Origin of the sequence: Sphingomonas prati, from assembly GCF_014643515.1 — a bacterium.
GTDB lineage: Bacteria > Pseudomonadota > Alphaproteobacteria > Sphingomonadales > Sphingomonadaceae > Sphingomonas_R > Sphingomonas_R prati.
In genome coordinates, this window is record NZ_BMJP01000004.1 from 108,880 (window position 1) to 124,611 (window position 15,732).

General features: G+C 66.8%; 24 protein-coding genes. 12 read left to right on the plus strand and 12 right to left on the minus strand.

Annotated features, from left to right (window positions below; genetic code table 11):
• The first annotated feature begins 87 nt into the window (after positions 1 to 87).
• The 4 genes from IEX50_RS12750 (at position 88) to IEX50_RS12765 (ending at position 3,501) form a co-directional block, all read left to right on the plus strand.
• Positions 88 to 297 (plus strand): hypothetical protein, encoded by a 210-nt coding sequence (locus tag IEX50_RS12750; protein WP_157176398.1) that lies wholly within the window; start codon positions 88 to 90, stop codon positions 295 to 297.
• Between the two features lie 306 nt (positions 298 to 603).
• Positions 604 to 1,113, plus strand: a complete 510-nt coding sequence (locus IEX50_RS12755) for a CAP domain-containing protein (protein ID WP_157176397.1) — start codon at positions 604 to 606, stop codon at positions 1,111 to 1,113.
• A 145-nt stretch (positions 1,114 to 1,258) separates the two neighbouring features.
• The gene (locus IEX50_RS12760) at positions 1,259 to 2,155 is read left to right on the plus strand and encodes an SDR family NAD(P)-dependent oxidoreductase (RefSeq protein WP_157176396.1); all 897 of its coding nucleotides are present in this window, start codon (positions 1,259 to 1,261) and stop codon (positions 2,153 to 2,155) included.
• A 245-nt stretch (positions 2,156 to 2,400) separates the two neighbouring features.
• The gene (locus tag IEX50_RS12765) at positions 2,401 to 3,501 is read left to right on the plus strand and encodes a hypothetical protein (protein WP_157176395.1); all 1,101 of its coding nucleotides are present in this window, start codon (positions 2,401 to 2,403) and stop codon (positions 3,499 to 3,501) included.
• A gap of 40 nt (positions 3,502 to 3,541) precedes the next feature.
• On the opposite strand, the gene IEX50_RS12770 is transcribed toward IEX50_RS12765, so the two are convergent.
• The 4 genes from IEX50_RS12770 to IEX50_RS12785 all read right to left on the minus strand — a co-directional run bounded on the left by IEX50_RS12770 (position 3,542) and on the right by IEX50_RS12785 (position 5,852).
• Positions 3,542 to 3,880, minus strand: coding sequence for a DUF2794 domain-containing protein (locus IEX50_RS12770; RefSeq protein ID WP_157176394.1), 339 nt, complete (start codon positions 3,878 to 3,880; stop codon positions 3,542 to 3,544).
• Positions 3,881 to 3,905: 25 nt separating this feature from the next.
• The gene (gene epsC, locus IEX50_RS12775; protein ID WP_157176393.1) at positions 3,906 to 4,598 is read right to left on the minus strand and encodes a serine O-acetyltransferase EpsC; all 693 of its coding nucleotides are present in this window, start codon (positions 4,596 to 4,598) and stop codon (positions 3,906 to 3,908) included.
• A gap of 78 nt (positions 4,599 to 4,676) precedes the next feature.
• Entirely contained in the window at positions 4,677 to 5,198 is a 522-nt protein-coding gene (gene ahpD / locus IEX50_RS12780; protein ID WP_157176392.1) for an alkylhydroperoxidase, AhpD family, read from the minus strand.
• A gap of 111 nt (positions 5,199 to 5,309) precedes the next feature.
• Positions 5,310 to 5,852 carry a peroxiredoxin gene (locus IEX50_RS12785; protein ID WP_157176391.1) on the minus strand — a complete coding sequence of 181 codons (543 nt, stop codon included), beginning with the start codon at positions 5,850 to 5,852 and terminating at the stop codon, positions 5,310 to 5,312.
• A gap of 128 nt (positions 5,853 to 5,980) precedes the next feature.
• Here IEX50_RS12785 and IEX50_RS12790 point away from each other — a divergent pair, with 128 nt between their 5' ends.
• Together IEX50_RS12790 and IEX50_RS12795 are read left to right on the plus strand one after the other, a co-directional pair.
• Positions 5,981 to 6,901, plus strand: coding sequence for a hydrogen peroxide-inducible genes activator (locus tag IEX50_RS12790; RefSeq protein WP_157176390.1), 921 nt, complete (start codon positions 5,981 to 5,983; stop codon positions 6,899 to 6,901).
• 100 nt (positions 6,902 to 7,001) lie between these two features.
• Positions 7,002 to 7,544 carry a fasciclin domain-containing protein gene (locus tag IEX50_RS12795; RefSeq protein WP_198350653.1) on the plus strand — a complete coding sequence of 181 codons (543 nt, stop codon included), beginning with the start codon at positions 7,002 to 7,004 and terminating at the stop codon, positions 7,542 to 7,544.
• A 98-nt stretch (positions 7,545 to 7,642) separates the two neighbouring features.
• Here IEX50_RS12795 and IEX50_RS12800 read toward each other — a convergent pair whose 3' ends face one another.
• From IEX50_RS12800 to IEX50_RS12830, 7 genes are read right to left on the minus strand one after another with little or no spacing between them, the layout of a single operon-like run.
• The gene (locus IEX50_RS12800) at positions 7,643 to 8,332 is read right to left on the minus strand and encodes an anti-sigma factor (RefSeq protein ID WP_157176388.1); all 690 of its coding nucleotides are present in this window, start codon (positions 8,330 to 8,332) and stop codon (positions 7,643 to 7,645) included.
• Between the two features lie 4 nt (positions 8,333 to 8,336).
• A complete protein-coding gene (locus IEX50_RS12805; RefSeq protein ID WP_157176387.1) occupies positions 8,337 to 8,864 on the minus strand; it encodes a sigma-70 family RNA polymerase sigma factor in 528 nt (175 codons plus the stop codon).
• Positions 8,857 to 9,327 (minus strand): molybdenum cofactor biosynthesis protein MoaE, encoded by a 471-nt coding sequence (locus IEX50_RS12810; RefSeq protein WP_373285314.1) that lies wholly within the window; start codon positions 9,325 to 9,327, stop codon positions 8,857 to 8,859. The genes IEX50_RS12805 and IEX50_RS12810 overlap by 8 nt, the downstream gene beginning before the upstream one ends.
• Positions 9,328 to 9,329: 2 nt before the next feature.
• Positions 9,330 to 9,587, minus strand: coding sequence for a MoaD/ThiS family protein (locus IEX50_RS12815; protein WP_157176386.1), 258 nt, complete (start codon positions 9,585 to 9,587; stop codon positions 9,330 to 9,332).
• 5 nt (positions 9,588 to 9,592) lie between these two features.
• Positions 9,593 to 10,141, minus strand: coding sequence for a CDP-diacylglycerol--glycerol-3-phosphate 3-phosphatidyltransferase (pgsA, locus tag IEX50_RS12820; protein ID WP_157176385.1), 549 nt, complete (start codon positions 10,139 to 10,141; stop codon positions 9,593 to 9,595).
• Positions 10,142 to 10,150: 9 nt separating this feature from the next.
• Positions 10,151 to 10,783 (minus strand): phosphatase PAP2 family protein, encoded by a 633-nt coding sequence (locus IEX50_RS12825; RefSeq protein ID WP_157176384.1) that lies wholly within the window; start codon positions 10,781 to 10,783, stop codon positions 10,151 to 10,153.
• Between the two features lie 6 nt (positions 10,784 to 10,789).
• Entirely contained in the window at positions 10,790 to 11,350 is a 561-nt protein-coding gene (locus IEX50_RS12830) for a GNAT family N-acetyltransferase (protein ID WP_157176383.1), read from the minus strand.
• A gap of 83 nt (positions 11,351 to 11,433) precedes the next feature.
• On the opposite strand from IEX50_RS12830, the gene IEX50_RS12835 reads away from it, so the two are divergent.
• The gene (locus IEX50_RS12835; RefSeq protein WP_157176382.1) at positions 11,434 to 12,738 is read left to right on the plus strand and encodes an MFS transporter; all 1,305 of its coding nucleotides are present in this window, start codon (positions 11,434 to 11,436) and stop codon (positions 12,736 to 12,738) included.
• 234 nt (positions 12,739 to 12,972) lie between these two features.
• On the opposite strand, the gene IEX50_RS12840 is transcribed toward IEX50_RS12835, so the two are convergent.
• Positions 12,973 to 13,422: a hypothetical protein gene (locus IEX50_RS12840; protein WP_157176381.1), complete on the minus strand. Its 450-nt coding sequence runs from the start codon at positions 13,420 to 13,422 to the stop codon at positions 12,973 to 12,975.
• Between the two features lie 82 nt (positions 13,423 to 13,504).
• On the opposite strand from IEX50_RS12840, the gene IEX50_RS12845 reads away from it, so the two are divergent.
• The 5 genes from IEX50_RS12845 to IEX50_RS12865 all read left to right on the plus strand — a co-directional run bounded on the left by IEX50_RS12845 (position 13,505) and on the right by IEX50_RS12865 (position 15,432).
• Entirely contained in the window at positions 13,505 to 14,143 is a 639-nt protein-coding gene (locus IEX50_RS12845; RefSeq protein ID WP_188699480.1) for a hypothetical protein, read from the plus strand.
• A 143-nt stretch (positions 14,144 to 14,286) separates the two neighbouring features.
• A complete protein-coding gene (locus IEX50_RS12850; RefSeq protein WP_076071220.1) occupies positions 14,287 to 14,493 on the plus strand; it encodes a cold-shock protein in 207 nt (68 codons plus the stop codon).
• A 7-nt stretch (positions 14,494 to 14,500) separates the two neighbouring features.
• Positions 14,501 to 14,758: a translation initiation factor IF-1 gene (gene infA, locus IEX50_RS12855; protein WP_157176379.1), complete on the plus strand. Its 258-nt coding sequence runs from the start codon at positions 14,501 to 14,503 to the stop codon at positions 14,756 to 14,758.
• A 243-nt stretch (positions 14,759 to 15,001) separates the two neighbouring features.
• Positions 15,002 to 15,205 carry a hypothetical protein gene (locus IEX50_RS12860; protein ID WP_157176378.1) on the plus strand — a complete coding sequence of 68 codons (204 nt, stop codon included), beginning with the start codon at positions 15,002 to 15,004 and terminating at the stop codon, positions 15,203 to 15,205.
• On the plus strand, positions 15,202 to 15,432 hold the full coding sequence (locus tag IEX50_RS12865) for a hypothetical protein (RefSeq protein WP_157176377.1): 231 nt from the start codon (positions 15,202 to 15,204) through the stop codon (positions 15,430 to 15,432). Before IEX50_RS12860 ends, IEX50_RS12865 begins: the two co-directional genes overlap by 4 nt.
• The last annotated feature ends 300 nt before the right edge of the window (positions 15,433 to 15,732 follow it).

Genomic DNA, 15,732 nt, shown 5'->3' on the forward strand with positions numbered 1-15,732 from the left:
GAATGCTGACGAGCCCGTTGTAATTTCGTTCAGCAGCTCGGGTCTATTTCTCTTTTCAACAGGAGAAACAGACCAATGACCTATTTAATGACCAAGCGTGTCCGCCGCCGCTGGACGGACGAGGAAGACACCGACCTGCGCAACCGCGTCGAGGCCGGCGAACTCCTCCCCGTCATCGCCCGCGCGCTCGACCGCACGCAGATGGCGTGCAGCACCCGCGCCGAAAGCCTCGGCCTCCGCACCCGCAGCACCGCGCGCCCCGCCCGTGTGGGCATCCATCATGGCACGGAGGCGTGAGCGGTCGCCCATCGCCCGCGCGCAGCGACCGCGGGCGGTGGGGTGATGCCCATCCGGATCCCGCCCGCCCCGCCATCACCTGACGCATAACGCGGGTTCGGACGAAACTCATCATGACGTTCGAAGAACAACGGGCCTCTCACCAAGAAATTAACGATCCTGCAATAGACTCACATGTAAGGATTCGCCTTATGAGGCCCCACCCCGATCGCATGAGCCGGATGCCATCATGGTGAGGCTCATGTCCGCGCCCGGGACTCGACGGCGTCGGCATGTCGTATTTCGACCCGATCGGTCTGAAATCTCATGACGCTCATACTCCTCATGATTGCCGCCTTCTTGCCGCTCACTGGTGGGGTCGAGTCGAGGATCGGAAACCTGGAGCAACGCACCCTGGCGGAACATAATCGCCAACGCGCGATGCTCCATCTGCAGTCTTTGAAATGGGACCCAGGCCTTGCCCGCGATGCACTATCATGGGCCGAACATCTCGCCCGCGCCGGTTACCTTCAGCATTCCGAGAACGATCCCGACGATCCATCACCGCAGGGTGAGAATCTTTGGGCGGGCACCGCCGGTGCATATAGCCTCGGTTCGATGATAGACGCCTGGTCGGTCGAGAAACGCAATTATCGAAACGGCGTGTTTCCGGACGTGAGCCGGACCGGCCAGTTGGAGGACGTCGGCCATTACACGCAGATGATCTGGGGCTCGACACGTACGGTGGGTTGCGCGTTGGCGCGCGGTGGCGGCGACGAGTATTTCGTGTGCCGCTATGCCGAAGGCGGCAACGTCTACGGCCAGAGAGTGTATTGAGCCGCAAACCGTCCGAATAGCCATCCTTGATTTACAACCAACCAGCGGCCGCCTGCTCGACCGTTACCTCTTCCCAAGCCCGCTTCCGCCCGCTACTTGACGTTCACGTAAAGCGTCAGACACGTAACCAGCAGGAGAGTCCGGGATGACCATCAGTTTCGAAGGGCGCGTCGCGATCGTCACGGGGGCGGGCGGTGGCCTCGGCCGGGCCTATGCGCTCGAACTCGCACGGCGCGGGGCGAAGGTCGTCGTGAACGATCTCGGCGCCGCACGCGACGGCACGGGGCAGAGCGACGCCGCGCTGAAGGTGGTCGAGGAGATCGAGCAGGCCGGCGGCACCGCGATGGCCAATGGCGGCTCCGTCACCGACGAAGGCCAGATGGTCGAGATGGTCGCCAAGGCCAAGGAAGCCTGGGGCGCCGTCCACGTCCTGATCAACAATGCCGGCATCCTGCGCGACAAGTCGTTCACCAAGATGACGATGGACGACTGGCGGCTGGTCGTCGACGTCCACCTCACCGGCTCCGCCACCGCGACCAAGGCGGTGTGGGACATGATGCGCGAACAGAATTACGGGCGCATCCTGATGACCGCGTCGTCGACCGGGCTCTACGGCAATTTCGGCCAGGCGAACTACGGCGCGGCCAAGCTCGGCCTCGCCGGTTTCACCAAGACGCTCTACCTCGAAGGCGCCAAGTACAACGTCAAGGTCAACACGATCGCCCCGGTCGCCGGCACGCGCATGACCGAGGACATCTTCCCGCCGGAAGCGTTCAAGGCGTTCGCCCCGGAAAACGTCGTCCCCGCCGCACTCTTCCTCGTGTCGGAGGACGCCCCCACCAACCAGATCGTCGGCGCCGGTGCGGGCTTCTTCCACACCGCGCACGTCACGATGACCAAGGGCAAGATGCTGTCCGCTGAAGACCGCACCCCCGAGGGCGTCGCCGCGCACTGGGCCGAAATCTCCGACCGCGAGGGCGAGACCGTGCCGAAGTCGGGCGCCGATCAGTCGATGACGATCCTGCAGTCGCTGCAGGGGTAAAGGCCGTTTGGCTTGAGGCTACGTCGCCCCAGGCCAAGCCCCCCACCGTACCCTCCCCGGTGGGGGGAGGGCTAAGCAGCCCACAAGCCGAACCGAACCCCCTCCCCCCACCGGGGGGAGGGTCGGGGTGGGGGGCTTTGGCTGGAGACGACATCGCCTCTGTCCCGCCCCAAAAACCCACAACCGTATTGCCAAACCAACACAGTGCGCCTACCCCGTAAGCCGAACAAGCGGGGGCCGACCACATGTACACCGACACAGACCTGGACGGCGCCGTCGCCGCAGGTGTGCTGACCCCCGAGGCCGCGCTCGCCTTCCGTCGCTACCTCACCGGCACCGCCGGCGACGGTGCCGCGGACGAGGAGCAGTTCCGCCTCCTCACCGGCTTCAACGACATCTTCGTCGCGATCGCCACGATCCTGCTGCTCTCCGCGCTCGCCTGGATCGGGTCGAGCATCGTGCTGGCAACCGCTACGGTGGGCGAGGACACCGGCACTTATTATCCGCTGACCCGGACCTTTGCACCGCTCGGCGGGCTTTTCGTCGCCATCGCCGCCTGGGGCCTCGCCGAATATTTCACTCGCCGCCGCCGCATGGCACTGCCCAGCATCCTGCTGTTGCTCGCCTTCGTCGGCGGCGTCGCCAAGACCGTCGGTGATACCGCCGCCTGGTTCCTCCCCACGTCGAGCGAGCAGGCGCAGGGCGTCTTGATCGCCCTCTGCGGGCTCAGCGCGGCCGCCGCGGCTTTCGCACACTGGCGCCGCTTTCACGTCCCGATCACCGTCGCGGCGATCGCGGCCGGTACCGTCGCGGTAGCGATGGGCGTCGCGCTCGCCCTCGTCCCCGCACTCGAATCCTATCTCGCCGTCGTGGCACTCGTCGCCGGGCTCATCGTGTTCGCGTTCGCGATGCGCTGGGACATGTCGGACACCACCCGCAGCACGCGCCGCGCCGATGTCGCCTTCTGGCTCCACCTGCTCGCCGCCCCGCTGATCGTCCATCCCATCTTCAAGCTTCTGGGCCTGCTCGATGGCGGCGCGACCGCGGGCGAGGCGGTCGTGGTGATCGTGCTCTACATCCTGCTCGGCATCGTCGCACTCGCGGTCGACCGCCGCGCGCTGATGGTCTCCGCGCTGTTCTACGTGCTCTACGCGCTCGCGACGCTATTCCGGGAGTTCGGCGCGATCAGCCTGAACCTGGCGCTCACCGGCCTCGTGATCGGCTCCGCGCTGCTGCTGCTCTCCGCCTTCTGGCACGGCGCCCGCGCCGCGATCGTCAACCGACTGTCGGAAAGCCTGCGCCGCCGCCTGCCCGCGGTGTCGGGCCGAAAGCCTGCGCTGGTCTGAGAAACCCGTCGTCCCGGACCCGGTCCGGGCCGACAGCGACCTACTCCGCGACCAGCTTCAGCAGCTTCCGCTCGATCGGCGCCAGGATCGGGGCAAGCTCATGCCCGCGCTTCAGCACCGTCCCGCCCTCGCCGATCAGCGCATACATGCCCTGCCGCCCGCGCAGGGCCGGGCGCTTCTCGATCCGATATTCCGGCCGCTCGGTCGCGCGCCGAAATGCGGAGAAGGCCGCCACCTCGGACCCCATCTCGATCGCATAGTCGCGCCAGTTCCCCGCCGACACCATCCGCCCGTACAGGTCGAGGATCCGCATCATCTCGGCCCGTTCGAACGCGACCTGCGTCACGCGGCGTTCGGGAAAGGGCGTCACGACCCCCATCAGAGGGCCCGTCCCACATCATGCATCATCCGACGTCGCGCTCCTGCGGCTGCCGCGCATCGCGCTCGGCCAGCAGATCGCCGACGGTCGCCCGCATCCGCTCGAGTTCGCAGCGCATGATCTCCAGCTTCTGCGTCGCCTGGTCATATTGCTCGGTGCACGGCGTGCCATAGGGGGTGAAGCCGCGCGCCTTCTCGGTCGCGTCCATCGGCATCGGCTTCGCAGGAATCCCGACCATCACCGCCCCCGGCGCGACCGTCTTGGTCACCACCGCATTCGCGCCGATCCGCGCGCGCGTGCCCACCGTGATCGGCCCCAGGATCGCCGCACCCAAGCTGACGATCACGCCGTCCTCCAGCGTCGGGTGCCGCTTGCCGGCCATCCCGTTGGTTGGGTTCGTGCCCCCCAGGGTCGCCCCTTGATAGATCGTGACGTCGTCGCCGATCTCCGCGGTCTCGCCGATCACCACGAAACCGTGATCGATGAACAGGTTGCGCCCGATCTTGGCACCCGGATGGATGTCGATCGCGGTCAGGAACCGCGCGACATGGTTCACGAACCGCGCTGCGAACCACATCTCGCCTTCGTACAGCCAGTGCGCCACGCGGTGCAGCCCGACCGCCAGCGTCCCCGGGTACAGCAGGATCTCCCACTGCGACCGGGGCGCCGGATCGCGCGCCTTGATCGACTGTAGATAGTCGGCAAGCCGGGTCAGCATCGGCGGTCTCCGGGACGGGTCATGATGGGCAATATATGCCCCGCCCCGGCATTTACGAGTCGCTTCAGGCTGCAGCCGTCACGCCATCGTGGCGTGCACGGTGGCCAGCGCGGTCATCACCGCACCGATGCGCGCTGCGGCCTGGATGATCTCCGCGTTCACGCCGTGCTGCTTCAGCACCTTTTCATGGCTGTCGATGCACATGCCGCAACCGTTCTGCGCGGACACCGCCAGGCTGAACAGCTCGAAATCGGCCTTGTCGATGCCGGGGTTGGCGATCACGTTCATGCGCAGCTTGGCGGGCATCTGGCCATATTCCGCGTTCGATGCGAGGTGGACGAACCGGTAATAGACATTGTTCATCGCCATCACCGCGGCCGCCGCACGCGCGCCGTTGGCGGCTTCGGGGGTCAGCTTGCCGGCCGCGTCGGCCTCCACGGCCTCCACCAGCGGGCGGTAACCGGAACCGTGCGCGCAGGCGAGCAGCAGGCCCCACTTGCGCTGGTCGCCCAGCGTCTGGTCGTTGACCAGCGACCCCGCGTTCAGGCGGATGTCCTTGGCATAATCGGGCAGCGTATCGGCAAAGGCCTTGAGCGACATGGGATGTTCCTTGTTCGTCGGGCAAAAAGAAAGGCGCGGAGGTCATGCCCCCCGCGCCCCGCTTGGCGGACGCCCGGCCGGGTCGGCCCCGGCGTCCGCATCATGTTGGGGTCAGGCGGCCGGGCGCAGGACCTCGTCCTCGGGCGTCCAGTTGCACGGGCACAGTTCGTCGGTCTGCAACGCGTCGAGCACGCGCAGCGCCTCCTGCGGGTTGCGGCCGACGTTCAGGCCGTTGACCGTCACGTGCTGGATGATGTTGTCCGGATCGATGATGAACGTCGCGCGGTACGCAACGCCCTCTTCCGGGTGGACGATGCCGAGTGCGGTCGCCAGCTTCTTGCCGTTGTCGGCGATCCACGGGAAGTCCGCCGCGGCCAGCCGCTCGTCCGACTTGCGCCATGCGAAGTGGACGTGCGTCGTGTCGGTCGATGCACCGATCAGCACGGCGTCTCGATCCGCGAAATCGGACTTCAGGTCGGCATAACCGACGATCTCGGTCGGGCAGACGAACGTGAAGTCCTTCGGCCAGAAGAACAGGATCTTCCACTTGCCGTCCTTCTTGCCCAGGTCGATCGTTTCGTCCGCGGGCAGCGCGGAGACCCCCTGCTGGACGGGCAGAACGAATTCGGGAAGCTTGTCACCAACGGTCAGCATGGCGATTTTCCTAATTTATTGAATGGGATGCGCCGCCTGTCCCCAGCGGCTTGCTGCAGTGCAATAACGTTTGCACCAGATGTAGCAAATCGATTATTCCAACGACGCATGATCGACGGAGACGATCGATGGCGACCTATCTACCCACGTTGAAACAGCTGCAATATCTCGTCGCGCTTGAGGAACAGGGCCATTTCGGACGCGCCGCCGAAACCTGTTTCGTCACGCAATCGACGCTGTCGGCGGGCCTGCGCGAACTCGAATCGCTGCTCGGCACGATGCTCGTCGAACGCACGCGACGCGTCGTGCGCTTCACCCCGCTCGGCAGCCGCATCGCGACCAAGGCGCGCCGCGTGCTGCGCGAGGCGGAGGAGCTGGCCGACATGGCGCGCGCCGCGGGCAAGCCGTTGTCCGGCGACCTGCGCATGGGAGTCATCCCCACGATCGCGCCCTTCCTGCTGCCGCGCATTCTCCCCCGGCTGCGCGCCGAATGGCCCGACCTGAAACTGTATCTGCGCGAGGAGACGACCGGCGCCGCCTGCGACTCGCTCCACCGCGGGCATCTCGACTGCGTGCTGCTGGCGCTCCCCTATCAATGCGGCGACGTCGAAAGCCTGAAGCTGTTCGACGACCGGCTCTATGTCGCCTTTCCCGGCGGGCAGGCGATCGACCCGCCGCCGCGCATCGCGCCCGAGGCGATCGACGAGACCCAGCTGCTGCTGCTGGAGGACGGGCACTGCCTGAAGGATCATGCGCTGGCGGCCTGCAACCGGCCCGAGCTGCGCTCGGAGGCATCGATGCTCGGCACCTCGCTCCACACGCTGGTCCAGATGGTCGACAACGGCCTGGGCGTCACGCTGCTGCCCGCCATGGCGATCCGTGCGGGCATCCTGCGGCACACCTCGGTCGTTGCGGTCCCACTCGACGCGAATCACCCGGCGCGCCAGATTTCGCTCGTCTGGCGCCGCGGATCGCCGCGCGAACGGGAGTTTCAGCTGATGGGTGAATCGTTGATCGGGGCCGCTGCCTTGGACGGAATGTCCGACTGATTCGCCCGCTTTGCGCGCAACCGCGGCACGCCGATATGCGTATTTCGCACTAGTCGCCCGGCTCGTCGGCGACGCTTAGCGGAGATGCCCGATGTCCATAATGAACCGACTGATGCTCGCCACCGCCCTGACCATCGCGACCGCCCCGATGGCGGTTTCGGCAAAGGTCCCCACCGTCGGCGGCGCGCCGATGTACCCGAACAAGACGATCGTCGAAAACGCCGTCAACTCGAAGGACCACACGACGCTGGTCGCCGCGGTCAAGGCCGCCGGCCTGGTCGATACGCTGTCCGGCCCCGGCCCGTTCACCGTGTTCGCGCCGACCAACGCCGCGTTCGCCAAGCTGCCGGCCGGCACGGTCGACACGCTGTTGCAGCCCGCGAACAAGGCGACGCTCACCTCGATCCTGACCTACCACGTCGTCTCCGGCCGCATGACCGCCAAGGACCTCACCAAGGCTATCAAGGCCGGCGGTGGCAGGGCAACGCTGACCACCGTCGCAGGCGGCACGCTGACCGCCACCATGTCGGGCAAGCGCATCATGCTGACCGACGCGAAGGGCGGCATGTCCCACGTCACGCAGGGCGACGTCATGCAGTCCAACGGCGTCATCCACGTCGTCGACACCGTGCTGATGCCGTAACCCCAGCGCAACGTCCGCCGGGCCAGAGCGCGATCAACCGCCAGGACGGTCGGCCCACCCCATCGATCGCTGAGCGGCCAGCGTCCCGACCCTCGACTTCAGCTCCGCTCAGGCAACCGGATCAGCTTGCCCGAATAGATGACCGGCCCGGTCGGCGAACCCGTCTTCGATCCGCCCAGCGGTTCGACCGACACCGCGATCGTCGCCGATTGGCCTGGACGCAGCGCGCGCCCATCGATCCAGCGTGCCTCGTTGCCGATCAGGCCCAACGAGCGCGGCCCCTCGCCCTCGACGATCAGCCAGAGCTGATGCGCGTGGACCGGATCGACGTCCATCGTTACCGGCCGCACCTCATAGCGACCGCTGGCTTCGTGCCAGCCGACCAGCACCGCGGGCGTCGCGCCCTCGGGAGTCAGCGTCGCCACCGCGTCCATCTTCGACGCGACCGTCCGGGTCACGACCCGCGTCTCGGCCGGCTTCTGCCAGCCCATCACGGCCAGCCCGGAACTCACGCATGCCAACAGCGCTGCTGCGACCGCCGCACCGCGCCAGCCACTGGCCACGCGATTGTCGTTCGCCGCCTCCGGCCGCGTCGCCGCCTCAATCCGCGCCCACAATTCGGGGGACGGCGTCACATCGGGCGCGATCGCATCGAGCAGCGCTAGCCGCCGCTGCCACGCCGCCACTTCGGCCACCGCCTGCGCGTCGTCCATCAGGATGCGTTCGAACGCCGCGCGCTCGTCCGCGTCCAACGTGCCGAGCACATATTCGGCTGCGGTCATATCCATCGGATCAGTCATCACTCAGACACGCCTTCAGGGCCGCCAGGCCACGATGCAGCCAGGACTTCACGGTTCCCACCGGCCGCGTATGGCGGTCCGCCAGTTCCTCCCGGCTCATCCCCTCGCAATATGCCGCGACGATCATCTCGCGCTGGACCGGCTCCAGCACCTCCAGGCATCGCCTGAGCGCAAGCGCCAGTTCCGCGTCTATCCCCGGCGCGGCACCTCCCAAATCGGGTTCATACACCACCTGTCGGCCCAGTCCACGCGATGCCTCGCGCCGCCGCACGTCGATCGCCAAGTTACGCGCGATCGCCGCCATCCACGTCACCGGCCGCCCGCGCGATGCTTCGTAACCGGCCGCACTGCGCCAGATTCGGACGTAAACATCCTGAAGAACATCGTCTGCCAGTGTCATCTCGGGCAAGATACGGCGCACGATCCCGTTCAGTTTCGCGGACGTCCGCTCATACAGCAAAGCAAACGCGGCGCGGTCCTGCTGCCCGACACGGTGCAGCAGCTGTTCGAGATCATCCATGTGCCGCACCCCATTTCTCCGCCGCGGCATTGTCTGCCGAACGGGCCTCCACCCATGTCTTGCCGCCGTCCGCGAAACATTCCTGTTTCCAGAACGGCGCCCGTGTCTTCAACCAGTCGATCAGGAACATCGTCGCCTCGAGCGCCGCGGCGCGGTGCGGCGATGCCGTGCCGACCAGCACGATCCGCGCGCCCGGCTCCAGCCGGCCGTGCCGATGGATCAACGTCACGCCCAGCAGCGGCCACCGCGCCGCTGCCTCCTCCGCAATCTGGCGCAGCGTCTTGGCCGTCATCACCGGATGATGTTCAAGCACCAGCGCGATCAGCCCGTCCCCCCCGCGCACGATCCCGGTGAAACTGCCGACCGCCCCGCCGCCCAGCGCTTCGAGCCGGCCAAGTTCCACGCCGACGTCGAAATCGTCCGCCTGCACCCGCACGTCGATGACCGGATCGATCGCCGCCACGATCAGCCGCCCGTCACCGGCGGAAACAACGCGATCTCGCGCGCTCCGCCGATCGCCGCGTCGAGCCCCACGAACCGGTCGTCGATCGCCGCACGGATCCGCCCCGCATCCTCGAACGCGGCGGCATGCCCGCCCGACTGCCCGGCCAGCCAACCGATCAGGTCCGCCACCGTCGCGATATCGGCCGGCGGATCGACACGCTCGGCCCCCATGCCCACCCGTTCGCGCACCCAGGCGAAATACAGCATCTCGATCGCCATCGTCGTCAGTCCATGTGCTTCAGGCCGACGCGCAGATAGTCCCAGCCCGTCAGCAGGGTCAGCGCCGCCGCGGCCCACAGGCTGAACAGCCCGACCAGCAGGATCCAGTGCTGCTCCGGCAACGCCCCGGCCAGGATGATCCCGCCCAGCGACACCAGCTGGAACGTCGTCTTCCACTTGGCCAGCTTCGACACCGGCACCGACACGCGCAGTTCGGCCAGAAACTCGCGCAGCCCCGACACCGCAATCTCGCGCAGCAAGATCACCAGCGCGGCGATCACATGCCACCCGTCGATATCGCGCGTGAAGATCAGCATGACGATCACCGCCGCCACCATGATCTTGTCCGCGATCGGATCGAGGAACACGCCCAGCTTCGACACGGTCCCCTGCGCACGCGCGAGATACCCGTCGAAATAGTCCGTAATACCCATCAGGCAGTACAGCCCGAAGGCCAGCGCATAGTCGGTGCGGCTGGGCAGCCACAACAGGAACACCAGGATCGGCATCGCGAAGATGCGCGACAGGGTGAGGATGTTCGGAAGGCTCAGCATCGGTTGCTTCTAGCGCGTCGCAAGCGCCTTGGGGAAGTACCGTTCCATCCGATGCCATGTCAGGTCGACCAGATACTCCGATACCCAGCCCACCACGGCCCCGGCCGCGATATCGCTCGGGTAATGCGCCTGCTTGGGAATTAGCGCCGCGGCGGTCGCGGTCAGCCCGACGCCGGTCGGCCATGTCGACCCCGGATATTCACGCGCCAGGGCCCGCACCACGGCCACCCCGCCGGCGGTATGACCGGACGGGAAGGACCGCATGTCGCCCTCGTCGCTCTCGCCCGACTCCATGACGTAGTCGCCGTCGTCGACAAGCTTCTTCGGCCGCGACCGGTCGACCCGGTTCTTGATCACGCCCTTCACCAACGTCGCCAGCGCATGCGACGCCAGCATCCGCAGCCCCGCCCGCGCCAGCCGCGGATTGCGCGTCACGAGCCCGGCCCCCGCGGTCAGCGCGGAGATCGCGACCAGCGGCGGCTGATCCAGTATCTCGGAAAAGGCGGACGTCGCGCGCACCACCATCGTATCGCGCAACGGCGCCACGCTGGCGTTCACCTGCGCATCCGCCCGTTCCACGGCGGTGCGCCCGACGGTCGCCTGCTGGGCCTGCGACTGGTGCGCCTGTCTGTCCATATCCATCCGCGTTCAACCGGGCGGCGATGCGAAAGTTGCACCGGCCGCGCGGGCATAGGTCGCCACCGGCCGGCCATGATACTCCTCGCTGCCCGACCCGACATAGCCGACCCGGGTCGCCAACCGGTGCGACGCATGATTCTCGAGGCCGATCATGCACACCGTCCCCGCCCGGCCCGCCCCACCGTCCAGCCAAGCGAGCACGGCATGCACCGCCTCCCCCGCGATCCCCGTCCCGTGGACGTCCGGGACGAACCCCCAGCCCAACTCCGGCAGGCTGCCGAACCCGCCACCGATGCCACGGCGGAAATCCATCGCCCCCGCCTCGCCCAGAAACCGTCCGCTCACCCGATCCTCGACCACGAAGAACCCGAATCCGAATACTGCCCAGTGCCCGATGTAACGCAGCACCCGGTGCCAGCTTTCCTCCTCGCTCGCCGCGGCGCCACTGGTGAACCGGTAGAAGTCGGGCATCGCCCCCAAGGCCGCCCGCGCCGCGAAATCGGCCACGCCGTAGGGGCGCAGCCGCGTCCGCGCGGTCGTCAGCACCGGCCCCACGCCCGGCTCAGTCACCGCGCCCGCATCCGGTTTGGCATGGGGCCCAAGGATGCGCTATGTCGCGGCTTCCCCGGAACGATGTGACTCCATAAATCCGCATGACACCTTCCTTCCGGCTCCTCGCCGAACGCCGGTTCCTGCCGCTGTTCGTCACCCAGTTCCTGGGGGCGTTCAACGACAATCTGTTCCGCACCGCGATGATCATGCTCGTGACGTTCGAGGTGTTGAAGGACCCCACGGCGGAGGCCTCCTTCTCCGCGGTGGCGGGCGGGCTGTTCATCCTGCCCTTCTTCCTGCTGTCCGCGCTGTCCGGGCAACTGGCGGACGGGCGCGACAAGGCGAAGATCGTCCGGCTCGTCAAATCGGTCGAAATCGCGATCATGGTGTTCGGCGCGGCCGGCCTGCTGCTCGCCAACATCCCGTTGATGCTCGCCGCGTTGTTCGCGATGGGCGTTCATTCCACCTTCTTCGGCCCGATCAAATACGCGATCCTGCCGCAACATCTAGAATCGGACGAGGTGCTCGGCGGCACCGGGCTGGTCGAAGCCGGCAGCTATGGGGCGATCCTGCTCGGCACGATCGTCGGCGGCATCGTGCCCGCCCATATTGCCGCGGTCCTCGTGCTGATCGTCGCGGTGCTTGGCCGCATCGCGGGTCAGAAGGTGCCGGCCGCGCCGTCGGAAAATCCCGATGTGCGGATCGATTTTCACATCCTGCGCGCCTCGATCCGGCTGGTACGCGACACGATGCATATCCGGCGGCTGTTCCTGGCGATCACCGCGATCAGCTTCTTCTGGATGCAGGGCGCGATCCTGGCGGCGCAGTTCCCCCCGCTGGTCAAGAACGCGCTGTCCGCGAACCAGTCGGTCGCCACGCTCTTCCTGTCGATCTTCTCGATCGGCGTCGCGGTCGGGTCGATCATCATCAACCGCCTGCTGAAGGGCGCCGTCTCCGCCCGGTTCGCACCCGCCGCCGCCATCCTGATGGGCCTGTTCGTCTGCGACCTCTACTGGACGGTCGCACACTGGCCGCCGACGGACGGCACGCTGCTCGACCTCCGCTCGTTCGTGGCGTTGCCGCATGCGGACCGCGTGCTGATCGACCTGTTCGGCGTCGCGGTGGCGGGCGGCATGTTCGTCGTGCCGCTCTACGCCTTCCTCACCACCACCGTGCCCAAGGCGCAGACCGCGCGCACCGTCGCCGCGAACAACATCGTTAACGCCGGCGCGATGGTGTTCGCCACCGTCATGCTCGCAGGACTGGTCCATTTCGGGGTGTCGATCGCTGGCACGCTGCTGCTCGTTGCGGTCATGAGCATCGGCGCAGCGCTGCTCGCCTATCGGCTGCATCTGGCCTGCGACCGCCACGCCGCCGACCTGCGCGCCGCGGCGCTGCGCGACTAGATCAGCTTAGGATCGTCAAGAAAATCGCGAACCCACCGGCATAAACGCGCAAGAAGAAGCGCAGGTCCGACAACGTCGGAACGGACATCGTCTCGGGACGCTCGGCCGGCTCACGGGATAGGATGGTCGCTGCGTCGATCATGTCGACGGGTTAACAAGCCGCTAACCTTCCTGTCCCGCGTAAAATGGCGGGGTTACGGCACTGTCCCACGACGGGACGGTGCCGCAGGCCGATCAGACCACGTCGTCCCGCGCGGCCGCCATCATCTCGCCGACGGTCGGCGCCGGCGTTTCGCCGGCGGGAACCACGGTCACCGTCTTGCGCGGTGCCGGCAGACGCGCGGGCTGCTTCGCGCGACGCGCACCGGAGACCGCCACGAAGCCGGCGATGAGACCGACTGTCGCGGCCGCCGCACCGATCGCGGCGCCGCGCGGCTTCGACACGGCCTTCACCGCCTTGCCCGCCGCATGCCGAACCTGATCGACCGCGTCCGCCACCACGGCGCCGACCTTTGCCGGCCCCTTCGCCTTCGGATGCTTCCCGGCCTTGCCCTCGCCCTTCGGCGGCTTCGGCGGTTTGGCGGCCTTGGTTTTCTCCTTCACCGGCTTCGGCGGCTTGGCCGGCTTCAGCTTTGACGTGTCGAGCTTGTGGACGTTGGTGTCGTTCGGCGTATCGGTCGCCATGGCGGACCTCCTGATGAATATGATGTTGGCTCCAACCGCCGCCCGTCCGCTACAGTTCCGTTACAGTCCGCCGCCGCCCCGGATGGACCGGACGCCCCGGATCGTCCATTGCGACGGTTCGCCACCCCGTCCGGAACAGCCCATCTCGCCCGCACCCGATCTCGCGCTCGCCCTCGTCACGCTCCGCCGCGGGACCCGTTTCCTCGGAAGCGGGCTGCGGTCCGGCCCGGCCGACGCGACCGCCACCGCGATCACCGGCCACGGCCGTACAAAGGTGATCGGCAACGGCCTGCGTGAGGTCGACCGCTTCCTCAGCCTGCTGATCGACGCCGTCGCATCGGGGGTCGCGACTCCGGAGGACCGCGCCGCACTCGCCCGGCTCGACAACACCGCCCGCAAGCTCGCGATGCTGCGCACCACCATGGCACTGGCCAGCCCGGACGACGCCGCGCTGCGCGCCATCGGCCGGTCGCGCAATTGCCTGTTCCACACCGGCGGCATCGTCCGCGCAGGCCTGCCCGGCTCCGTCCCGACGCTCGGCTGGGCCGCGCCGGAGTCCGCTGCCCGCAACGGAGAACCCGCGCCACTGCCCCCCGGATCGCATCTCGCGGTCACCCCCGAAGACCTTCGCGCGATCTGCCGATTCTACGATCGGATCGCCGACGAACTGGTCGCCGCGCTGGCCGGTCCGTTGCCGCCACCACGGCAATCGATTGATTAATCACGACCATTCTACTATATGAAGATTGCACACGTCGCCTGCGACGGAATTTGATGCCCGCGGGCGGACCTTTCCTTTTCTTGCTTCCTGGCTCCTCGGGCACAGTGTCCGGGGTTTCCTCGTTTCTTTGAAAGGAAACACTCATGCCAATCGGCACCGTCAAATTCTTCAATTCCGACAAGGGCTATGGCTTCATCGCGGCCGAAGACGGTTCGGGCGACAGCTTCGTCCACATCACCGCCGTCGAGCGCGCCGGTATGCCGACCCTCAACAAGGATCAGCGCGTCAGCTACGAACTGGAAACGGATCGTCGCGGCAAGCAGTCCGCCGTCAACCTCCAGTCGGCCTGATTTCGTCATGGCCAAAGAGGAGTCAGTGACCCTCGATGGCCTGATCGACGAGATCCTGCCGGATGGACGCTTCCGTGTCGTGTTGGACAATGATCACAAGATCATTGCCTACACGGCCGGAAAGATGCGGCGTTACCGCATCCGTTCGGTGGTCGGCGACCGCGTTCAAGTCGAAATGACGCCCTACGATCTTGAAAAAGGTCGGCTCGTCTATCGCGAACGAACGCCGGGCGTCGGCCCCGGACAGCGTCGCGGCACACGCTAAAGTGTCGCAACTTATTCTTATATCTTGATACCGGCCGCCCATCGCGCGCGCCGAAGGACTTTATGCACAACACGACGACCGACCGAACGACGTACCTACCCTGGAACAGCCGCCCCGCGCGGTTGAAACGCACCGTCCCGGCCCTCCGGCCGACATTGTCGCGATCCGAATTACGCCATATCGTGGCGGAGGTTTTTGGCTGACCCCACGACAGTTTCTGCCGTATCGAAAGGACCCCCGCCCATGTCGGTCACCAGCGAATATTACATGGCCCGCGCCGCCGAAGCCGCCCGCGATGCCGAAGCCGCCACGCTCGACAATGTCCGTGACCGCTGCCGCCGTTCGGAGGCCGCCTGGCTGACCATGGCCGGTCGCATCGCGCAGGGCGAGGAAATGCGCGACACGCTGGCCACCGAAAAGGCCGCCCGCGGGGGCTCCCCGCTTTGAACCGCCCGTTCCGCAAGCGGTTCGACGGCGTCCGACTCAGCCCCGAAGCCGCCGAACGCCAGGGCCGCGTCACGCGCCTCGCGTTCGAGGCGCTCCGCGACTCGGCCAAGGTCGTCGCCTTCCTCAACACCGAAGACGCGGACCTTGGCGGACGCCCCATCGACCTCGCCGTCGCCAGCCCCGAAGGCCTGGCGACCGTGGAACGCGCAATCGCCGAACTGGCGTAAGTCGCCCACCTCCGTTCGGTTCGAGCTTGTCGAGAACCTCATCTCAGAGTCTCTCCAAACTCACATCGCCCACCCCGTTTGGTTCGAGCCTGTCGAGAACTCAGTGCTGAGTTCTCGACAAGCTCGAACCAAACGGGGTTTTGTGGTCCGTCCATCCCGAGCGAAGTCGAGGGACCCTTCGAGCGAAGCCGAGAAGCCGACGCTCAAGGCCGCCACACACCGCCAATCCAAACGCCACAGTGTCCGGGACTTGATCCGGGACCCAGGGTCACACGCGCTACTTTCTACGGCTATTGCCCT

Coding starts and splice junctions, on each gene's coding strand:
- IEX50_RS12795 (WP_198350653.1), top strand. CDS start 7,002: ATGAACCGACTGATGCTCGCCACCGCCCTGACCATCGCGACCGCCCCG.
- IEX50_RS12835 (WP_157176382.1), top strand. CDS start 11,434: ATGACACCTTCCTTCCGGCTCCTCGCCGAACGCCGGTTCCTGCCGCTG.
- ahpD (WP_157176392.1), bottom strand. CDS start 5,198: ATGTCGCTCAAGGCCTTTGCCGATACGCTGCCCGATTATGCCAAGGAC.
- IEX50_RS12860 (WP_157176378.1), top strand. CDS start 15,002: ATGTCGGTCACCAGCGAATATTACATGGCCCGCGCCGCCGAAGCCGCC.
- pgsA (WP_157176385.1), bottom strand. CDS start 10,141: ATGCTGAGCCTTCCGAACATCCTCACCCTGTCGCGCATCTTCGCGATG.
- IEX50_RS12805 (WP_157176387.1), bottom strand. CDS start 8,864: ATGGATGATCTCGAACAGCTGCTGCACCGTGTCGGGCAGCAGGACCGC.
- IEX50_RS12750 (WP_157176398.1), top strand. CDS start 88: ATGACCAAGCGTGTCCGCCGCCGCTGGACGGACGAGGAAGACACCGAC.
- IEX50_RS12755 (WP_157176397.1), top strand. CDS start 604: ATGACGCTCATACTCCTCATGATTGCCGCCTTCTTGCCGCTCACTGGT.
- IEX50_RS12815 (WP_157176386.1), bottom strand. CDS start 9,587: ATGGCGATCGAGATGCTGTATTTCGCCTGGGTGCGCGAACGGGTGGGC.
- IEX50_RS12770 (WP_157176394.1), bottom strand. CDS start 3,880: ATGGGGGTCGTGACGCCCTTTCCCGAACGCCGCGTGACGCAGGTCGCG.
- epsC (WP_157176393.1), bottom strand. CDS start 4,598: ATGCTGACCCGGCTTGCCGACTATCTACAGTCGATCAAGGCGCGCGAT.
- IEX50_RS12765 (WP_157176395.1), top strand. CDS start 2,401: ATGTACACCGACACAGACCTGGACGGCGCCGTCGCCGCAGGTGTGCTG.
- infA (WP_157176379.1), top strand. CDS start 14,501: ATGGCCAAAGAGGAGTCAGTGACCCTCGATGGCCTGATCGACGAGATC.
- IEX50_RS12850 (WP_076071220.1), top strand. CDS start 14,287: ATGCCAATCGGCACCGTCAAATTCTTCAATTCCGACAAGGGCTATGGC.
- IEX50_RS12840 (WP_157176381.1), bottom strand. CDS start 13,422: ATGGCGACCGATACGCCGAACGACACCAACGTCCACAAGCTCGACACG.
- IEX50_RS12785 (WP_157176391.1), bottom strand. CDS start 5,852: ATGCTGACCGTTGGTGACAAGCTTCCCGAATTCGTTCTGCCCGTCCAG.
- IEX50_RS12825 (WP_157176384.1), bottom strand. CDS start 10,783: ATGGATATGGACAGACAGGCGCACCAGTCGCAGGCCCAGCAGGCGACC.
- IEX50_RS12800 (WP_157176388.1), bottom strand. CDS start 8,332: ATGGATATGACCGCAGCCGAATATGTGCTCGGCACGTTGGACGCGGAC.
- IEX50_RS12845 (WP_188699480.1), top strand. CDS start 13,505: ATGGACCGGACGCCCCGGATCGTCCATTGCGACGGTTCGCCACCCCGT.
- IEX50_RS12760 (WP_157176396.1), top strand. CDS start 1,259: ATGACCATCAGTTTCGAAGGGCGCGTCGCGATCGTCACGGGGGCGGGC.
- IEX50_RS12790 (WP_157176390.1), top strand. CDS start 5,981: ATGGCGACCTATCTACCCACGTTGAAACAGCTGCAATATCTCGTCGCG.